The sequence below is a fragment of the Nocardioides plantarum genome (genome assembly GCF_006346395.1).
GTDB classification, from domain to species: Bacteria; Actinomycetota; Actinomycetes; order Propionibacteriales; family Nocardioidaceae; genus Nocardioides; species Nocardioides plantarum.
The window spans coordinates 1-15,885 of record NZ_VDMS01000005.1 but is presented as its reverse complement, the minus strand read 5'-3'; the positions used below and the strand labels follow the sequence as shown (position 1 = coordinate 15,885).

Here is a 15,885-nt window from a genome sequence, read left to right as displayed (position 1 = left end):
CCTGAGATGTACGCCGACACCAAACCCTGCACGGTCTGCGACTCCCCCGTGGAGCTGCGCCCCCGCGAGGTCGACGAGCCCGACCTCGACACCCCCGTCGGCCCGGCCGACGGCGTCGTCGGCAGCGGCGACCCCACCGTCGACGAGCGCGTCTGCACCAACCCGGACTGCCCGAGTCGTGCTGGGGGCGGCTCGGCGTAGGGCTTTTTCTGGGGTGGGTGGCCGGTGGCATGGATCCCCGGGTACCCGGGGATTCCTGCACTCCGGGCCCGTTGCAACACCCCAGAACCGGATGAGCCGGCCCCGGAGTCGGAGCGGTCGTACGACGCCGGCAGACCCCACGCGGTCGGGCCGGCCGACCAGGGGGGTCAGTGCTCGCCGCGGCGGATCGCGTCGGCCTCGACGGCCTGCTTGCGCTCCTTCTTCGCCTTCTTGTCCAGCTGCCGGGTGTCGCGCGGCGGCAGCAGGATGTCGTCCTCGGCCGGCTCGCCGCGCTGCAGCTCGCGTCCGCGCTCGAGCTCGGCGTCGAGCTCACCGCCCAGCAGCAGCGCGATGTTGGTGATCCAGAGCCAGAGCAGGAACACGACGACGCCGGCGAGGGCGCCGTACGTCTTGTCGTAGGAGGAGAAGTTGGCCACGTAGAAGCCGAACGCGACGCTGGCCAGCACCCACACGCCGATGGCGAGGACCGCGCCGACGCTGATCCAGCGGAACGACGTGGGCTTCACGTTGGGGGTGAAGTAGTAGAGCAGCGCCACGATGAGGGCGACGATCACCAGCAGGACCGGCCACTTGGCGATGTTCCAGACCAGGACGGCGGTGTCGCCGAGGCCGATCGAGTCACCGACGGCCTGGGCCGCCGGGCCGGTCAGCACCAGGGCCGCCAGGACCACGGCCACCAGCACGACGAGCACGGCGGTGAGCAGCAGCATCGCGGGCCGCAGCTTCCAGACCGGCCGCCCCTCGCCCTTCTCGTAGATGCGGTTCATCGCGCGACCGAAGGCCCCGACGTACCCGCTGGCCGACCAGAGCGCGCCGGCCAGGCCGACCACGAACGCCAGGCCCGCACCCTGCGAGCCACTGAGCTCGCGCAGCGTCGGGCCGATGGAGTCCGCGACGCCGCCGGCGCCGACCTGGCCCAGGATCTCGAGCACCTCGTCGACGGCCGAGGTGCCCTGGCCGACCAGACCGAGGATCGACGTCAGCGCGATCGCGGCGGGGAACAGCGCCAGCACGGCGTAGTAGGTCAGCGCGGCGGCCAGGTCGGTGCACTGGTCGTCGCTGAACTCCGACAGGGTCTTCCTCAGGACGAACTTCTTCGAGCGGCGCGTGAGGTCGGTGGGTGAGTCGGGCTCCCGCTCGTCCTCGTCGACGTCCGCCTCGCCCACGCGCGTGCTCACGCCAGCGTCTCGGTCCGGTTGTCGGCCGGGAACTTGTCGGGGTCGCCGGTGACCGCCGCGGTCACCGCTCCGATGAGCCGCTTGACCCGCGAGCTGCTGGCCTCCCACCACTCGGCGGTCTCGGCGTGCACCTTGATCAGGGTGATGCCGGGGGTGTCGATGCCGTCGGCGAACCACACCTTCAGCGGCGGGGCCCACAGCTCCTCCATCTTGGTGCGGTCGTGCACCAGCGTCGCGGTGCCGGAGACCGAGGTCCAGGCCTGGTGCTTGTCGTCGCTGAAGGCGACGTTGACCTGCGGGTGCGCCGTGATCTCGGCCGCCTTGGCGGAGTCGTCCATCGCGAAGAACCACAGGTCGCCGGCGAACTCGACGTCCTGCAGCGCCATCGGCCGGCTCACGTGGGCGCCGTCGGCGGTCATCGTGGTGAGCATGCAGATGCGGGCCTGGTCGACGAGCTCGGCGACCTTCTGGGTGCCCCCGGGCGTGGCGTCGGTAGTGGCGTCGGTAGTGGCGTCGGACATGGGTATCTCCTTGCGTAGAGCCGGAAAGTCATCAGGACAGGGGTGAAAAACGACTGAGGCCCCACCGGCCGGGGAGCGGCGGAGGAGCCTCAGACGAACCCCGGGAGCCGGTGACGACTACCTGGGATCGGATGCCGCGCACGATCCGGGAGCTGCGTGAGCCCGTGGGGTACGACGACACCTATGACGTTAACGGCGGTGGCGGCACCGTGCCCCCACCCGCAGGTGTGATTGAGCGCCTACGCGCCGCGCTTGCGGGACACCACGTCGAACAGCGGCCCGATCAGGTGGTCGTAGCTGCGCGGCGCCAGCTTGAAGGCCGCCATCACCCCGTAGTTGAGGTAGGCCGTCTGCACCTCGCCCGAGCGCAGCCCGCGGCCGCCGAGCTGGTCGAGCACGACGCGCGCGACCCGCTCGGGGCTGATCGTCGGCGGCGGCGGGGCGTTGACCCCACCGGCGTCGTCGAGGGCGCTGTCGTAGATGGGGGTGTCGACGCTGCCGGGCGCGACGTGGGTGATGTGGACGTGCGGCTTGTCGACGTTCTCGATGACCAGCTGGCGGGCGAGCGCCCGCACGCCCCACTTGCTGACGACGTACGGCGTCATCTCCGGCACGGCGATGTGGCCGAGGAGCGAGCCCACGATGATCAGGTCACCGCGCTCCTGCTCGCGGAACACGGGCACGACGTGCCGGGCCACGGACGCCGTACCGAGCAGGTTGGTGGAGACGACCTGGGCGAAGTCGTCGGCCGTGGTGTCCTCGACGCGCCCGTAGCTGACGACGCCGGCGCAGTGCAGGACCGCGTCGATCCGCCCGTGCCGCTCCCTGACCCGCGCGACCATCGCGGCCACCGCGTCGTCGTCCGCGACGTCGACGGCGGCCACCTCGGCCGAGGCGGCGCCGGCCTCGCGGCACCGCACGGCGACCTCCTCGAGCACCTCGGCGCGACGGGCGACGAGCACGACGTGGTGGCCGTCGCCGGCGGCGCGCAGGGCGGTCGCCTCACCGATGCCGCTGGAGGCACCGGTGACCACGACGACCTGCTCGGTGGGGGTGGCGCCCGGCAGGAGGCGGAGCAGCCGCGTCAGCACGACGACCCCCTGCGGGTGGAGACGGGCACCGGGGCCGCGGCACTAGCGTCGCGATCATGAGTCTCAGCAAGGGTGACAAGGTCCACTGGAACACCTCTCAGGGGAAGACGGTGGGCAGGGCGGTGGAGAAGAGGACGACGGAGTTCCAGCACGACGGCCAGACGTTCAAGGCCAGCGACGACGACCCGTACTGGATCGTCGAGTCCGACAAGACGGGAGCGACGGCGGCCCACAAGGAGTCCTCGCTCGAGAAGGGCTGAGTCGTGACGCGATCCGGCCCCCGCTCCGTCCTCGTCGTCGGTGCCAGCAGCGGCATCGGCCTGTGCGTGGCCCGTGCGCTCAGCGAGCGGGGCGACCAGCTCGTGCTGATGGCCCGCGACCAGGCCCGCCTGCAGTACGTCGCCGATCGGCTCCCCGGTCCGGCCATGGTGGTCGCCGGTGACGTCACCGACGCCGCGTCCGTCGAGCGGGCCGCGGCGGCGGCCGTGACGGCGTACGGGCGGCTCGACGGGGCGGTGACCACCGCGCAGACCATGGCCTACGGCCGGGTCGAGGACCTGCCCCCCGAGGTGCTGCACGAGCTGGTCGACGTCGCCGTCGGCGGCACCCACCACGTGGCCCGCGCCGTGCTGCCCCGCTTCCGCGAGGCGGGCGGCGGCAACCTCGTCGTGGTGAGCTCGCTGCTGGCCGAGGTGGCGGTGCCCTCGATGGGCGGCTACTGCGCCGCCAAGTGGGGTCAGCTCGGCCTCGTGCACGCGCTGCAGGCCGAGATCGCCAACGAACGCGGCATCGGCGTGAGCCTGGTGCTCCCCGGCGCCGTCGACACCCCGATCTACCGCCAGGCCGCCACGTACGCCGGCCGCCTGGGCTCCGCGCCGCCGCCGGTCGTCACGCCCGAGGCCGTCGCCGCCGCGTGCGTACGCCGCCTCGACCGGCCGCGACGCCGCGACCACGTCGGTCCGGCCAACTGGCCCGCGGTCGCTGGCTTCCGGCTGGTCCCGGCGATCTACGACCGGGTCGCCTCGACGCTCGTCGACCAGGTGGTCCTGCGCGGACCCGAGTCCGCCGACGACGCGGGCAACGTCTTCGCGCCGGTCCCCCACGAGGAGGGGGTGCGCGGCGGCTGGACGCCCGGTGGACGGCTGCGCGACCGACTGACCGGCCGGGCGAGGTGGCGCGGGTAGGGCTGGCATCAGGTCGCCGACGGTGCCACGCCGACGACCTCCGGAGGCTCACCCCGAGAGCGAGCCCCCGGAGGGGTGGTGGTGCCGTGCTACTCGGCGAGCTTGGCGATCGCCTGCGCCCACAGGAAGTACTTGTTGGTGCCGAGGTCGCCGATGGTCTTGATGCCGAGCGCCTGCGTCAGCAGCTCCGCCTTGGCGTCGCTGATGCCCTGCAGCGCGGCCACCGGCGCGCTCGCCAGCTCGGTCAGCGGCTTGGTCTCGTACGCCTTGTCGAGCTTGTCCTCGATGCCAGCCATGTGGTTCCCCCTTCGTCCGGACCGCCGCGGTGGCGGGCCGTGACGATCTAACACCTCGCCTCGGGAGGTGGCTCAGGCGCCGCGCAGCAGCGCCGCGATCGGCTCGGCCCGCTCCAGGGCCGCGGCAAGCATCTCGGGGCGGGCGGCGTACCAGGCGAGGTGGGCGGCCGTGACCGTCTCCACCGGGACGGCCTCGCCCTCGACCGTCCAGTCGGCAGTCGGGTCGACGTCGAGGCCGTGCGCGGCGACCACCTCGCGCAGCAGCGGCGCGTGGATCGACATCAACAACTCCCGTCGTACGCCGGGCGGGCGCGGGTCGAGGCCGAGGGCGGCGCGCAGACGCGCGGCGAGCGGCTCGAGGACGGCGTTGCCGGGGTGGTTGATGGTGCGCATGGAGCCGGCGACCGGGCGGGCGAGCAGGTCGCTGACCCGGACGGTGTCGTGCTGCCGCTCGCGGCGGTCGAGCTCGGCCACCGACGCGTCGGCGACGGCCTGGACGGCCTCGATCGTCAACGGGGGCAGGGCGGAGCGCCCCGCAGCGGCCAGGACGGTGCGCACGTCGTGGTAGGGCACCGCCGGCGGATCGGGCTTCTCGAGCCCGGGTGGGTGCACCAGCAGGTGATAGGGGTGCAGACCGGCGTAGCGCACGGTCGGGACCAGCGCGGTGCGGGCGCCGGGTGGCAGGCAGGCGACGAGCTGTGCGGTGCCGACGGGCAGGCCGCGGTAGTCGTCGCCGACCGGCTGGCCCACGAACAGGTCCGTGCGGGCCAGCAGCCGCTGCAGCGGGACGACGTCGGCCGCGGTCAGCTCGTGCACCGCCGGCAGCCGGTGGGTGACGACGTCGTCGGCGTCGAGCAGCAGCCGCAGCGACTCCGCCTGGCAGTTGCCGATCACCACGAGCGTGGCCTGGCCCGAGCCGGTCACCGCGCCCACCCGCCGACCCATGCCTCGAGCGTGTGCCGCGGCGCCCACGGGGTGAGCGACCGGTCGACCTCGGGATGGAGGGGGGCCAGCGCGGCACGGCCCCAGCGCTCGGCCCGGCGCCGCAGCCGCAGGTCGGTGAGCGTGCCGACCCCGACGTCCCGGGCGGCGTACCCGTCGGGGCCGTCGAGCCCCCGGAGGGCCGAGACCCAGTCGCCCATCGCCCCGTGGCGCAGGTCGAGCAGCAGCCGTACGTCGTCGCCGACGACGTCGACGAGCCGCGGGTCCTCGCCCACCAGGCGCCGGTGCTCGGCCGACAGCTGCACCCGCGCCGTCGGCACGGACGACCAGAGGCTGTCGACGGTGACCAGCAGCTCGGTCGGAGTCATCACCGGGGCGCACGCCACGACGACGTCGGCCGGGCCGCGCAGCAGCCCGCGCCACCCGGTCCCGGGGGCCGCGACGCGGTCGGCCACGGCGACGGACTCGACGAGCGAGCCGGCGTCGCCGCGCGGGCCGGCGTCGGGGCCGTCGTGCCAGGCGACCGCGTCCGGCCGGTGCGCCAGCAGCCCGCCGCGCACCCAGGACCGGTGCGCGAGGTCCCAGTCCTCGCCGCCGTAGGAGCTGAACGACTCGTCGAAGCCGGCCACCTCGTCCCACCACCAGCGTGAGCACGCGAGCACCGCACCGATCACGAAGCGGTGGCTGGTCTCGTCGGCGTCGAGCAGGTCGCGGCTGGCGACGTAGGCGTCGGCCAGCCAGGCCGGCTCGGGCAGCTCCCGGCGCGAGCCGCCGCCCTCGTCGTACGACGCGTAGCGGCGCCGTCCGACGACCAGGCACTCCGGCAGCCGCGACGGCAGGTCGACCAGGGCCGCGACGCAGTCCGGCTCCGGGGCGGTGTCGGCGTCCAGCAGCACGAGCAGGTCGCCCGTCGTCGCCTCGACCCCGTGGTTGCGGGCCGCCGCGACGCGGAACCCGTGGTCCTCCTGACGCACCAGCCGGACGCCGTCGGGCACCGTCGGCGCGACGGCCGAGCCGTCGTCGGTCACCACGATCTCGTCCGGCACCCGCGTCTGGTGCGCGAGCGCGGCGAGGGTCCGGGCGAGCTCGCGCGGCTGCTCGTAGTGGCTGACCACCACCGAGACCCGCAGGTCGGGCTCGGGGGTGAGCGCCTCGGCGAGGTCCCAGCGGTTGCCGGGGACCGTGCTGCCGAAGGGGGGCGTCATCGGCCCATCATCGGCCCCGCCTCGATCCGTCACCGGTCCCACGTCGTACGCCACCAGGCGAGGTAGCTGCTCGCGACGTCGTCGAGGTGGGGCCGCAGGTCGACCGCGGGGTCGGTCCAGGTCGTCCCCGGACGCTCCAGGGCGTCGGCGACCAGGTCCACGAGCGTGTCGTCGGCGAAGAGCGTGATGCTCCCCTCGCGCAGCGCCGCCATCTCCCGGGCGTAGACGCCGTCGCGCACCAGCGGGCGGCGCCCGGCCGCGAGCCAGGAGTTGAGGCTCCCGGAGGCCGAGACGTTGCGGTGCGCCACGATCGGCACCGCGACGCTGCGCAGCACGTCGGCGACCCGGTGGTCGGGCAGGTGGCCGGTGACCTCGACGGGCACCCCGCGCGCCTCGCCCAGCCGCAGCAGCTCGTCGACCTCGTCCTCGTGGCCGCGCGCCGCTCCCCCCACGACGAGCATCCGTGCCGGGGTGCCGGCCCGACGCAGGGCGCCAGCGGTCCGCAGCACCTGACGGTGTCCCTTGCCCGGGTAGACGAAGCCGAAGATGCCCAGCACCGGCGCCTGGTCGGGCTGCGGCCCGGTCGCTCCGGGCGTGCGCATCACCGGCAACGGGATGACCTCGCCGGACGCGGTCGGCTCGCACCAGCGCTCGACCAGGGCGCGCTCGTGCTCCGAGCTGGTCGCCCAGCCGCGCGCCGCGCGCACCATCCGGGCGTACGCCGCCGCGCGGGCGGGGAACGACGGCCCGTCCGTGGGCTGCGGCACGTCGTGCAGGGTCAGCGTCAGCGGCACGGCCTGCGCGAGCCGCTCGACCTCGTCGGCGGCGAGGCCCGGGTCCGTGGACAGCAGCCGGTCGGTGACGTGGAGGTGGACGGGGCCCCCCGTCCCGGCCGCGGTCGGCAGGTCGCGGACGACCGTCGCCCCGCACGCGTCGGCGAGCTGGGCGGCGTACCGGGAGACGCCGTGGTGGGGGTCGCCCAGGACCAGGTGCGACGGGGCCGGGTCGGTCCGGGCCGTGACGACGTGGGTGAGTGCGTCGAGACGACGCTCGAGTGCCTGGCTCACCCGTACGACGCCACCATGCCGCGGTGCATGACCCGGTCGCCCACGACGCCGGTGTGGTCGGCGCGGTGCAGGACGCACGCGTTGTCCCACACCACGAGGTCCTCGTGCGCCCAGGCGTGGTCGAGGGTGTTGTCCGGACGCGTGGAGTGCTCGAGCAACAGCTGCACGAGCTCGTCGGACGCGGCCTGGTCGAGGCCACTGACCGACGCGCAGCGCGCGGGCGTCGTCAGGTAGAGCGACTCGCGACCGGTGACCGGGTGACGGCGCAGGATCGGGTGGGCGGCCGAGGTCTCGCCGTCGCCCACGGCGTCGAGGTCGACGCCGGTCACGACGTGCGTGATCGTCCGGCCCTCGACCCGGCGACGCAGGTCGTCGGGCAGGGTCTCGGCGGCGCGGTACTGGTTGGTGAACTGGGTCGCGCCGCCGTGCTCGGGCACGGTCACCGCGCGCAGCGCCGTGTAGGCCGGCGGTCGGCTGACGTAGCTGGTGTCGACGTGGAAGGAGCTCCGGGGCGGCGCCTCGGAGTCCCAGCGACCGACGTTGCTGATCACGTTGAGGTCGGGGTAGCCCGCCAGCGGCGTCTCGCCGGCGGTGAAGGTCAGCTCGCCGAACCCTTGGAGGAACGCCAGGAACCGGTCGTCGTCGAGCACCTGGCCGGGCAGCACCGCGACGCCGTGCTCGGCGAGGAGCTCGCGCAGCACCGGCACCAGCGCGGTCGGGTCGTCGGCGACCTGGACGCCGCCGACGCGGACGCCGACCGGGTCGAGGACGGTCAGCTCGGGGATCTGCACGGAGGTCACCTCTCGGGGACGTGGGCGGGGACGAGGACTCGGGACACGGACGAACGGAGCAGGTCGGGCAGCGGGATCCCCGCGGCCTCGGCCATCACCACGACCACCGAGGTCGGGGCGAACGAGCAGTAGAGGGAGGCCTCGAGGAAGTACGGCGTGCCCGCTGGGTCGACCCGGAAGTCGAACAGCCCGTGGTGCCGGCAGCCGAGCGCCTCGTAGGCCAGCCTCGCCGCTCGCTGCACGGGCCCGGTGACCGGGTCGGTCGGGTCGACGATCCAGGCGTGCGCGGCGTCCTTGGCGACCAGGCCGAGCTCGCCGCCGTCGTCGCGGGCCAGCTTGTCGGCGTGGTCGCGCACCGGCTTGGTGGTGGCGTCGACGACGTACTCCTCGAGGGGCAGGCAGACCAGCCCCTCGTCGCCCTCGCCGCCCTGCTCGACGACGGCACAGCGCACCTCGCGGCCGAGCTCGACGTAGGTCTCGACCAGGACGCGGTCGCTGTGCTCGGCGGCCGAGCGCACGGCGGCGTCGTACGACGAGGGCTCGCGCACCAGCGTGACGCCGAGCGAGTTGTCGGCGTCGGCCGGCTTGACGACCACCGGGAGGTCGAGACGCAACGGGTCCCCGGGACGCACCACCTGCGAGGCGGGCACGACAACGCCCGCGGCGGCGACCACCGCCGAGGCCCGTGGCTTGTCGGCACCGAGCGCCATCACCTCGGGCCGGTTGCCGACGTAGGGGATCTCGAGCAGGTCGAGCAGCGCGCGGTACGCCGTCATCCCCGGCCGGCAGAACATCTGCGGCAGGGCGACGTCGACCTCGAGCGCGGCCAGGTGGGTGACCGCCTCGGCCAGCGTGAGGGTCGGCGCGGCCGCGAGGCTCGCGTCGTCGAGGTCGGCGGGGAAGCGCCAGGCGCCGCCGGGCGACACGTGGGCGACGACGTGCTCGTCACGGCCACCGGCGGCCCGGACCGCCGCGAGGCAGCCCCGGGCGTAGAGCCGCGAGACGTCGTCGAGCAGCGGGTCGACGGCCGAGCCGGTGAGGTGGAGGTAGCGGGTCATCAGTCGCCGCCCGGCTCGACGAGCTTGCCGATGTTGACGTCGACCTTCGTCCACGGCCGGCCGGTCCGGAGGTTCTGCCAGAGCAGCGACGGCAGGTGCAGGTGGTGCAGGGCCAGGAACGGCAGCGGGTCGCGGCCGTCGAGGACGGCCTCGGTGCCGCGGGCGATCGTCCGCAGCCGCCCAGGGGCGGTGGCCGGGTGGCGCAGCGCCTGCCAGAGCTCGTGGTGCAGCCAGTACGTCGGCCTCCCGCCGACCGGTGGCGCGACCGGCTCCGCGTCGTCGTCGAGGTAGGCCGCCGCGACCTCGGGACGCCCGGCCAGCAGGGTGATCGCCGAGTGCGTGCGCGGGTTGCACTCGATGGCGCGCACGACGCCGTCGGCGTCCTCCATGAAGTCGAACGACACCTGCCCGGTCAGGTCGTACGCCGCCACGAAGGCTTCCACCCAGGCGCGGATCGCGGGGTGCTCGACCTGCTCGTAGGTCAGCTGCCAGGCCGAGGAGCGGCAGCACGCCCATACCTGCACGCGGCCGGCGCGGGCGGTGCCGTGGGTGCACCACTCGGTGCCGACGAGCAGCTCCTGCAGGATCCAGGGCTGCTCGGGCGAGATGGGCAGGTCGGCGACGAACGCGGCGGTCTCGGCGGGCGTGGGGCGAGGCAGCGGCGTGAGGTCGAGGCGGCGCACGGGGTCGTAGGGGATGCTCTTGAGGACCCACGGACCCGGGTGGCTCGCGAAGTCGAAGTCCAGCACCTGCTGGGGATCGGTGATCCGGTGGGTGGCCGGGACCGGGAGGTCGATGGCGGCGGCCATCTCGGCGAAGGCGTGCTTGTCGTCGACGCGGCGCAGGGTGTCGGTGTCGAGGTGGACGACCTCGCAGTGCTCCTCGAGCCGCTCGGCGGCCTGCGCCTCCGGCAGGCTCGATGCCGGGCTGGATACGGGCACCCACACGTCGACGCCCTCGTCCTCGACGATCCGCAGCAGGGCGTCGGCGTAGTCCGGCGATGTCGGGTCGGGCACGACGTGGAACGCGTCGACGGCGTTCGAGAAGCGGTGCCCGGTGAGCCGGTAGCGCGCGGTCTCGACCAGCACCACGCGGTGCCCGGCGGCGTGGAACAGCCGGGCCAGCACCAGTGCCTTGGTCATCTTGCCGCCGCTGATCAGCACCGTCTGCCGCGCCGACGTCGACGTCGATGCCGACGTCGGTCGAGGTGCGAGCGGGCGAGCCCCGAGACCACGTCGCACCACCGCCACCCCGACCAGCGTCAGGTTGAGCGGCAGCGTCGCCTCGAGCAGTGCGATCGTCGCCACGGTCTTGAGGGCGAGTCGGCCCTTCGCTGCGGTGGCTTCGAGGCTCGTCGCCGGGGCTCCTCGCACCTCAGCCGACGTCTGGTCGCTCACGCGACCCGCCGGATCAGCGTCACGCCGTCGCGCAGCGGCAGCAGCACCTGCTCGACGCGGTCGTCGGCGGCGACGCGCGCGTTGAAGTCGGCGATCGCGGCACCGGGGGGCGTCGGGGTCCCGGACGCCGGCGCCCACGGCTCGCCCTGCAGCAACGTGTTGTCGACGACGACCACCCCGTCCGGGGCCAGCAGGTCGAGGTCAAGCAGGCGGTCGAGGTAGGCGGCGTACCCGGCCTTGTCGGCGTCGAGGAAGACCAGGTCGAAGCTCTCGCCGTCCAGGGCCAGCCGGTAGAGGGTCTCGGCAGCCGGCCCGACACGGACGTCGACGACCGCCCCTCGTGACGAGGCTGCGAAGGCCTCCCGCGCGATCGCGACCGCGCGCTCGTCGACCTCGCAGGCGACGAGTCGGGAGCCGTCGGGCATGGCCTCGGCCATCGCGAGGGCCGAGTAGCCGGTGAACATGCCGATCTCGAGCACCCGCCGCGCCCCGGTCACCGCCACCAGCATCCGCAGGAAGGCGCCCTCGACGTGACCCGACAGCATCTCCTGCTCGAGCGGACCGTCGCCCCACGGCTCGGCGCGGGTCCGCTCCTCGAGCGCCACCAGCGCCGGCGAGGCCGGCGACGTGCACCGTGCGACGTAGTCGTCGAGCCCGGCCACGAGCGAATGCGCCCGGGCGAGGTCGGCGAGCACGTCGGGGTCCACGGTGCCGCCGTCGAGCCGCCCCACGACCGAGGCGAGCAGCTCGGCGGCGATCCCGACCGGGGTGACCGGGCGGGCCGCCGTCGGCCCGTCCGTCACGACTCCCGGGCCGTGTACTGGTCGACGCCCTCGCCGCCGCGCGGATAGCCCGCGCAGACCCTCTTGTGCTCGGCGAGGACCCGCACGAGGTCGGCGACGGTGAGGTCGTTGACGAAGTGGCAGGTGCCGATGGGCCTCGGCACGGCGGCCCGCAGCAGCCCGTCGCGCGTCTGCATGATCGACGGCGTCGCCCGCTCGATCAGCTCGGGCGTGAAGTAGGGGCTGTCGATGGCCAGACCCACCGCGCTGAACAGCCCGAGCACCCGGTCGCGCTCCGCGAGCGTGATGTGGCCCAGGTGCTCGGCGAGCGTCGCGGAGAACGCCATGTCGACACTGATCGCGTGGCCGTGGAAGAGCGGCGGGTCGGGGGTCAGCTCGAGCGTCGGGCTCCACGTGTGGCCGTAGGCGATGACCCGGTCGAGGTCGAGCTCGTGCAGGTTGGGCACCTCGAGCTCGAGCATGGTGTGGATCGCGTCGTAGGTGATCCGGTCGGCGACCTCGCGCAGGTGCTCGGACCCCTCGGCGTGGCCGAACGCGGTGTGCAGCAGGTCGTCGGCGTACTTCTCGAGGGCCTCGAAGATCCCGAGGTTGGAGACCACCGCGATCTTGATGATCTCGGCGATCCCGTTGCGCACCTGGTCGATCGGCAGCGTGCGCAGCAGCGAGAAGTCCAGGAAGACCTGCTTCGAGGCGTGGTAGGCGCCGAGGCGGTTCTTGTGCTTGCCGTGGTTGGCGCCGACCTTGATCGACACGCTCGCGTCGATGAGCCCGATGAGGGTCGTCGGGATGCGCACGTAGTCGGTGGTCCGCTTGTACGTCGCGCACGCGAAGCCGGCCACGTCGGTGGTCAGGCCACCGCCGACGACGAGCACCCGCTCCTTGCGGTTGAGCCCGAACTCGGCGAAGGCGTCGACGATCCTCTCCAACGTGCGCAGGGACTTCGCCGTCTCGGCGATGCGCACCGGCACCACCGTGAGCTCGATGCCGTACGCCGCGAAGTAGGCCTCGGCGGCCGCGCCGTGCAGCCGCAGCACGTTCTCGTCGATCACCATGAGGCACCGGCCCTGCGCCCCGAAGGCCCGCGCCAGGTCGGGGTTGGCGTCGTCGAAGACGCCGGCGACGTACTCGAGCGTGTAGTCGATCTTCTCGTAGGCCTCGACGTGGAAGGCCGTCTCGGTGGCCGTCAGGCGGGCTGCGGGCGCGGTCTGCACCGACTGCGGAGTCTGGGTCGTCGTCACTGGCGCAGGTCCGCGAGGTCGACGCTGTCGACGCGACGGGTGTCACCGAAGTCCTGCCCGGTCGTGTTGCCGTTGGGGAAGGCGACGACCTTGACACCGGCCGCCTTGGCCGACTGGACCCCGCCGAGGTTGTCCTCGATCGCGACGACGTCGGAGGCGTCCTCGCCGAGCTGCTGCAGCGCGAAGGTGTAGGCCTCGGCGTCGGGCTTGCGGGCGGCGACCTTGGACTGGTCGACGACGACGTCGAACTGGTCGAACGGCACGGTGTCGCCCAGCGCGTCGCTCAGCGCCGCGAGGTTGTCGGCGGAGGTGGTGGTGACCAGACCGACCTTGAGGCCCTGCTCCTTCGCCGCGCGGAAGGTCTCGGCGACCCCGTCGCGCGCGGTGATGGTCGAGGAGCGCAACGTCTCCTGGTAGATCCGCGACTTGGTCGCGTGCACGGCCGCGGCGTCGACGGTCTCGCCGCGCGCCTCGGCGTACGCCGCGACGCGGTCCTGGCCGCCGTTGGAGCCGAGCAGGCCGGCGTACTCCTGCTGGTCCCAGTCCCAGTCGAGCCCGTGCTCCTTGAAGGCCTGGTTGAACGAGTCGCGCTGGATCTCGGAGGTGTCGGCGAGGGTGCTGATCGAGCCGAAGAGGAGGGCGGTCATGGGTGGTCCGTTCCGCGCGTCGTCGCGCTGCATGGGGTGCAGGGACTGCCGCGGCTGCAGGGGGCTGCCGGGGCAGGGAGCCGGGCGTGAGGACTCGCCCTGGCAGCGCGTGCGGGATGGCCGGTGGTCACTCGACGCGTGGCCTCGAAGGCTGTCAGCCCCCTCCACCGGAGGGGTTCACCCCTGTGGTGCCAGAGCCCGACCCGAACGGGTGACCGGTGGGTGTCGCTCGGCCGGGCGCCGCCCGGGACCGGATGACACGACCTAGGGTGGGCTCCCCGACGGAGGGAGCACCGCCATGGAGGTCGTCCACACCGCCATCGCCATCGTCCTGGTGGTGGGTCTGATCATCTGGGTCAAGGTCGACCCCGTCATCTCGTTGGTGATCGCCTCGCTCTACCTCGGACTGGCGGCCGGGGTCGGGCTCGCCGACACGATCACGGCCATCACCGAGGGCTTCGGGTCGATCATGGCCGAGGTCGGCCTGCTGATCGGGTTCGGTGTGCTGATCGGGGCGCTGCTGCACTCCCTCGGCACCTTCCGCAAGCTCGTGGGCGTGCTGCTGCGGGCGCTGGGGGCCAAGCGGCTCCCGTACGCCCTCACCGCGGCGCTCTCCACCGTCTTCCCCTCGATCTACGTCGACGTGCAGGTCGTCCTGGCGGCCCCCATCGCCCGCTCCTCCGCGCCCCACGTCGGCCCGCGCGGGCTCGCCCACCTGGCCGGAGCCGTGGGCACCGGCATCTTCGCCGGCTACGTCTTCGTGGTCCCCGGGCTGGCTGCGGTCTCGATCGCCGGCCTCCTCGACGTCCCGCTCGGCACCTGGATGCTCTACGGGATCGTGCTCGGCCCCCTGACCGCACTGGTCACGACGTTCGTCTTCGGGTTGATGCTGCGCGCCGGCTGGTGGAACCCCGAGACCGACGAGGCCGAGGACGACCCGCTCGCGACGGCGAGCGACCTCGAGGCCGGTACCGCGGGGACCGGTCCCGACGAGGACGACAACCTGAGCGACGTCGACGTCCCCCTGCCCGTCTCGCTGCTGCCGATCCTGGTGCCGCTGCTGATGATCGCGTTCGGCGCCGTCGCCGACGTGGCGGGGTTCTCCAACTCCGTCATCGCGTTCGTGGGCGACGCCAACGTGGCGCTGTTCGTCGGCCTGCTCGGCGCCTACGCCCTCGCCCGCGGCGCCAGCGGTCTCGAGCGCACCGAGAAGGCCCTCAAGACGGGCTTCCACACCACCGGCGAGATCCTCCTGATCACCGGCATCGGCGGCTCGCTCGGCGCGGTCATCGAGGCCACGGGCCTCGACGGCACGCTGGCCGGCCTGTTCTCGGCCAGCGAGGGGGCGGCCGTGGTCACGAGCATCCTGCTCGCCTGGGTCATCGCCGCCGTGCTCCACCTGGCCATCGGCTCGGTCTCGGTCGCGGCCATCACCGCCGCCGGCATCATCGCCCCGGCGCTCGGCTCGATCGACGTCGCCCCGATCGCCGTGGGCCTGGCCATCGCCTCGGGGTCGATGTTCTCCCTGACGGTGAACTCCAACTTCTTCTGGATGTTCAAGTCGCTGATGGGCGTCACCACCAAGGGCGCGCTCAAGTCGATGACGACGGTGACCGCCATCGCGTCGCTGGTCTCGTTGCCGCCGGTGCTGTTGATCGCCCTGGTGGCCTGACGCCGCCGAGCCGGATTCCGATGGTTGCTCGTCGTCGACCAGGAGAGGTTGCCCGTGCCGGGGTTCCCTGCTGCGGAGCCGGGTCGCCCCGCGCACGGGTAGCGCGTGACGGAGGTCAGGGCTCTCGGCACTCGTACGACGCGGTGAACGCTCGACGTCACGCGATGATCGAGGCCTGCCGACCGAGGGGCTTGCGCAGGTCAACCACCTGGGACCGCGCGTCCGAGATGGCCCCACACACGAGGTTCCGCAGGCCCTCGACCGGCAGACTCAGGCGCGCGTCCTGAACGTCAGGGTCGCAGCAGCAATCGTGTGAGCCCACGGCGACCTCCACGTCAGAGGTTGTGCATTTAGTCGAACACCTGTACTATGATTGGACTGCACGCGATCAGCTCCCTCTCGGTCCCGGACACTTCGGCGGGTGCGTGCCTCGTCCTCAGCCTCCTTGGGCTCGCCGGTCCCCGAGCAGTCCCTCTTGCAGAGGTCCCGGTGGTCCCACTCCCCGGGCAGCACCCGCCGACCCCCGTCTCGGGGTCCCTGCTGCCTGGAGTCGTCCCGTGTCGTTCTCGTCGT

Annotated in this window: 17 protein-coding genes; 4 read left to right on the top strand and 13 right to left on the bottom strand. The window is 73.1% G+C overall.

Annotated elements, in window-relative coordinates; genetic code table 11:
* Nucleotides 1–6: 6 nt before the first annotated feature.
* Nucleotides 7–201 carry a hypothetical protein gene (locus FJQ56_RS18650; protein ID WP_140011123.1) on the top strand — a complete coding sequence of 65 codons (195 nt, stop codon included), beginning with the start codon at nucleotides 7–9 and terminating at the stop codon, nucleotides 199–201.
* Nucleotides 202–368: 167 nt separating this feature from the next.
* On the opposite strand, the gene FJQ56_RS18645 is transcribed toward FJQ56_RS18650, so the two are convergent.
* The 3 genes from FJQ56_RS18645 to FJQ56_RS18635 form a co-directional block, all read right to left on the bottom strand.
* On the bottom strand, nucleotides 369–1,400 hold the full coding sequence (locus tag FJQ56_RS18645; RefSeq protein WP_140011122.1) for a YihY/virulence factor BrkB family protein: 1,032 nt from the start codon (nucleotides 1,398–1,400) through the stop codon (nucleotides 369–371).
* Complete coding sequence (locus FJQ56_RS18640) at nucleotides 1,397–1,921, bottom strand: pyridoxamine 5'-phosphate oxidase family protein (RefSeq protein WP_140011121.1); 525 nt, start codon at nucleotides 1,919–1,921, stop codon at nucleotides 1,397–1,399. Before FJQ56_RS18640 ends, FJQ56_RS18645 begins: the two co-directional genes overlap by 4 nt.
* Nucleotides 1,922–2,160: 239 nt before the next feature.
* The gene (locus FJQ56_RS18635; protein ID WP_140011120.1) at nucleotides 2,161–3,012 is read right to left on the bottom strand and encodes an SDR family NAD(P)-dependent oxidoreductase; all 852 of its coding nucleotides are present in this window, start codon (nucleotides 3,010–3,012) and stop codon (nucleotides 2,161–2,163) included.
* Nucleotides 3,013–3,068: 56 nt separating this feature from the next.
* On the opposite strand from FJQ56_RS18635, the gene FJQ56_RS18630 reads away from it, so the two are divergent.
* Together FJQ56_RS18630 and FJQ56_RS18625 are read left to right on the top strand one after the other, a co-directional pair.
* Nucleotides 3,069–3,272 (top strand): hypervirulence associated TUDOR domain-containing protein, encoded by a 204-nt coding sequence (locus FJQ56_RS18630; protein WP_140011119.1) that lies wholly within the window; start codon nucleotides 3,069–3,071, stop codon nucleotides 3,270–3,272.
* A 3-nt stretch (nucleotides 3,273–3,275) separates the two neighbouring features.
* Entirely contained in the window at nucleotides 3,276–4,196 is a 921-nt protein-coding gene (locus FJQ56_RS18625) for an SDR family NAD(P)-dependent oxidoreductase (RefSeq protein WP_140011118.1), read from the top strand.
* Between the two features lie 89 nt (nucleotides 4,197–4,285).
* On the opposite strand, the gene FJQ56_RS18620 is transcribed toward FJQ56_RS18625, so the two are convergent.
* The 10 genes from FJQ56_RS18620 to FJQ56_RS18575 form a co-directional block, all read right to left on the bottom strand.
* Complete coding sequence (locus FJQ56_RS18620) at nucleotides 4,286–4,492, bottom strand: hypothetical protein (RefSeq protein ID WP_140011117.1); 207 nt, start codon at nucleotides 4,490–4,492, stop codon at nucleotides 4,286–4,288.
* 72 nt (nucleotides 4,493–4,564) lie between these two features.
* Entirely contained in the window at nucleotides 4,565–5,437 is an 873-nt protein-coding gene (locus tag FJQ56_RS18615) for a WcbI family polysaccharide biosynthesis putative acetyltransferase (RefSeq protein ID WP_140011116.1), read from the bottom strand.
* On the bottom strand, nucleotides 5,413–6,639 hold the full coding sequence (locus FJQ56_RS18610; protein ID WP_140011115.1) for a glycosyltransferase: 1,227 nt from the start codon (nucleotides 6,637–6,639) through the stop codon (nucleotides 5,413–5,415). The genes FJQ56_RS18615 and FJQ56_RS18610 overlap by 25 nt, the downstream gene beginning before the upstream one ends.
* A gap of 29 nt (nucleotides 6,640–6,668) precedes the next feature.
* Nucleotides 6,669–7,706: a glycosyltransferase family protein gene (locus FJQ56_RS18605; RefSeq protein WP_140011114.1), complete on the bottom strand. Its 1,038-nt coding sequence runs from the start codon at nucleotides 7,704–7,706 to the stop codon at nucleotides 6,669–6,671.
* Complete coding sequence (locus FJQ56_RS18600; RefSeq protein ID WP_140011113.1) at nucleotides 7,703–8,497, bottom strand: TauD/TfdA dioxygenase family protein; 795 nt, start codon at nucleotides 8,495–8,497, stop codon at nucleotides 7,703–7,705. The genes FJQ56_RS18605 and FJQ56_RS18600 overlap by 4 nt, the downstream gene beginning before the upstream one ends.
* A 5-nt stretch (nucleotides 8,498–8,502) precedes the next feature.
* Nucleotides 8,503–9,555: a D-alanine--D-alanine ligase family protein gene (locus FJQ56_RS18595; protein WP_140011112.1), complete on the bottom strand. Its 1,053-nt coding sequence runs from the start codon at nucleotides 9,553–9,555 to the stop codon at nucleotides 8,503–8,505.
* On the bottom strand, nucleotides 9,555–10,952 hold the full coding sequence (locus FJQ56_RS18590) for an ATP-grasp domain-containing protein (protein WP_211351209.1): 1,398 nt from the start codon (nucleotides 10,950–10,952) through the stop codon (nucleotides 9,555–9,557). Before FJQ56_RS18590 ends, FJQ56_RS18595 begins: the two co-directional genes overlap by 1 nt.
* Nucleotides 10,949–11,755, bottom strand: a complete 807-nt coding sequence (locus FJQ56_RS18585; RefSeq protein WP_211351207.1) for an O-methyltransferase — start codon at nucleotides 11,753–11,755, stop codon at nucleotides 10,949–10,951. Before FJQ56_RS18585 ends, FJQ56_RS18590 begins: the two co-directional genes overlap by 4 nt.
* A complete protein-coding gene (locus FJQ56_RS18580; RefSeq protein ID WP_140011111.1) occupies nucleotides 11,752–12,966 on the bottom strand; it encodes a sedoheptulose 7-phosphate cyclase in 1,215 nt (404 codons plus the stop codon). Before FJQ56_RS18580 ends, FJQ56_RS18585 begins: the two co-directional genes overlap by 4 nt.
* 23 nt (nucleotides 12,967–12,989) lie before the next feature.
* On the bottom strand, nucleotides 12,990–13,640 hold the full coding sequence (locus tag FJQ56_RS18575; protein ID WP_140011110.1) for an HAD family hydrolase: 651 nt from the start codon (nucleotides 13,638–13,640) through the stop codon (nucleotides 12,990–12,992).
* A gap of 298 nt (nucleotides 13,641–13,938) precedes the next feature.
* On the opposite strand from FJQ56_RS18575, the gene FJQ56_RS18570 reads away from it, so the two are divergent.
* Nucleotides 13,939–15,312 carry a GntP family permease gene (locus FJQ56_RS18570; RefSeq protein WP_140011109.1) on the top strand — a complete coding sequence of 458 codons (1,374 nt, stop codon included), beginning with the start codon at nucleotides 13,939–13,941 and terminating at the stop codon, nucleotides 15,310–15,312.
* Nucleotides 15,313–15,885: the final 573 nt, after the last annotated feature.

Bases quoted from the DNA above. Each gene is read 5' to 3' on its own strand.
- FJQ56_RS18640 (WP_140011121.1), bottom strand. From the start codon at position 1,921: ATGTCCGACGCCACTACCGACGCCACTACCGACGCCACGCCCGGGGGC.
- FJQ56_RS18575 (WP_140011110.1), bottom strand. From the start codon at position 13,640: ATGACCGCCCTCCTCTTCGGCTCGATCAGCACCCTCGCCGACACCTCC.
- FJQ56_RS18620 (WP_140011117.1), bottom strand. From the start codon at position 4,492: ATGGCTGGCATCGAGGACAAGCTCGACAAGGCGTACGAGACCAAGCCG.
- FJQ56_RS18570 (WP_140011109.1), top strand. From the start codon at position 13,939: ATGGAGGTCGTCCACACCGCCATCGCCATCGTCCTGGTGGTGGGTCTG.
- FJQ56_RS18630 (WP_140011119.1), top strand. From the start codon at position 3,069: ATGAGTCTCAGCAAGGGTGACAAGGTCCACTGGAACACCTCTCAGGGG.
- FJQ56_RS18595 (WP_140011112.1), bottom strand. From the start codon at position 9,555: ATGACCCGCTACCTCCACCTCACCGGCTCGGCCGTCGACCCGCTGCTC.
- FJQ56_RS18650 (WP_140011123.1), top strand. From the start codon at position 7: ATGTACGCCGACACCAAACCCTGCACGGTCTGCGACTCCCCCGTGGAG.
- FJQ56_RS18615 (WP_140011116.1), bottom strand. From the start codon at position 5,437: ATGGGTCGGCGGGTGGGCGCGGTGACCGGCTCGGGCCAGGCCACGCTC.
- FJQ56_RS18610 (WP_140011115.1), bottom strand. From the start codon at position 6,639: ATGACGCCCCCCTTCGGCAGCACGGTCCCCGGCAACCGCTGGGACCTC.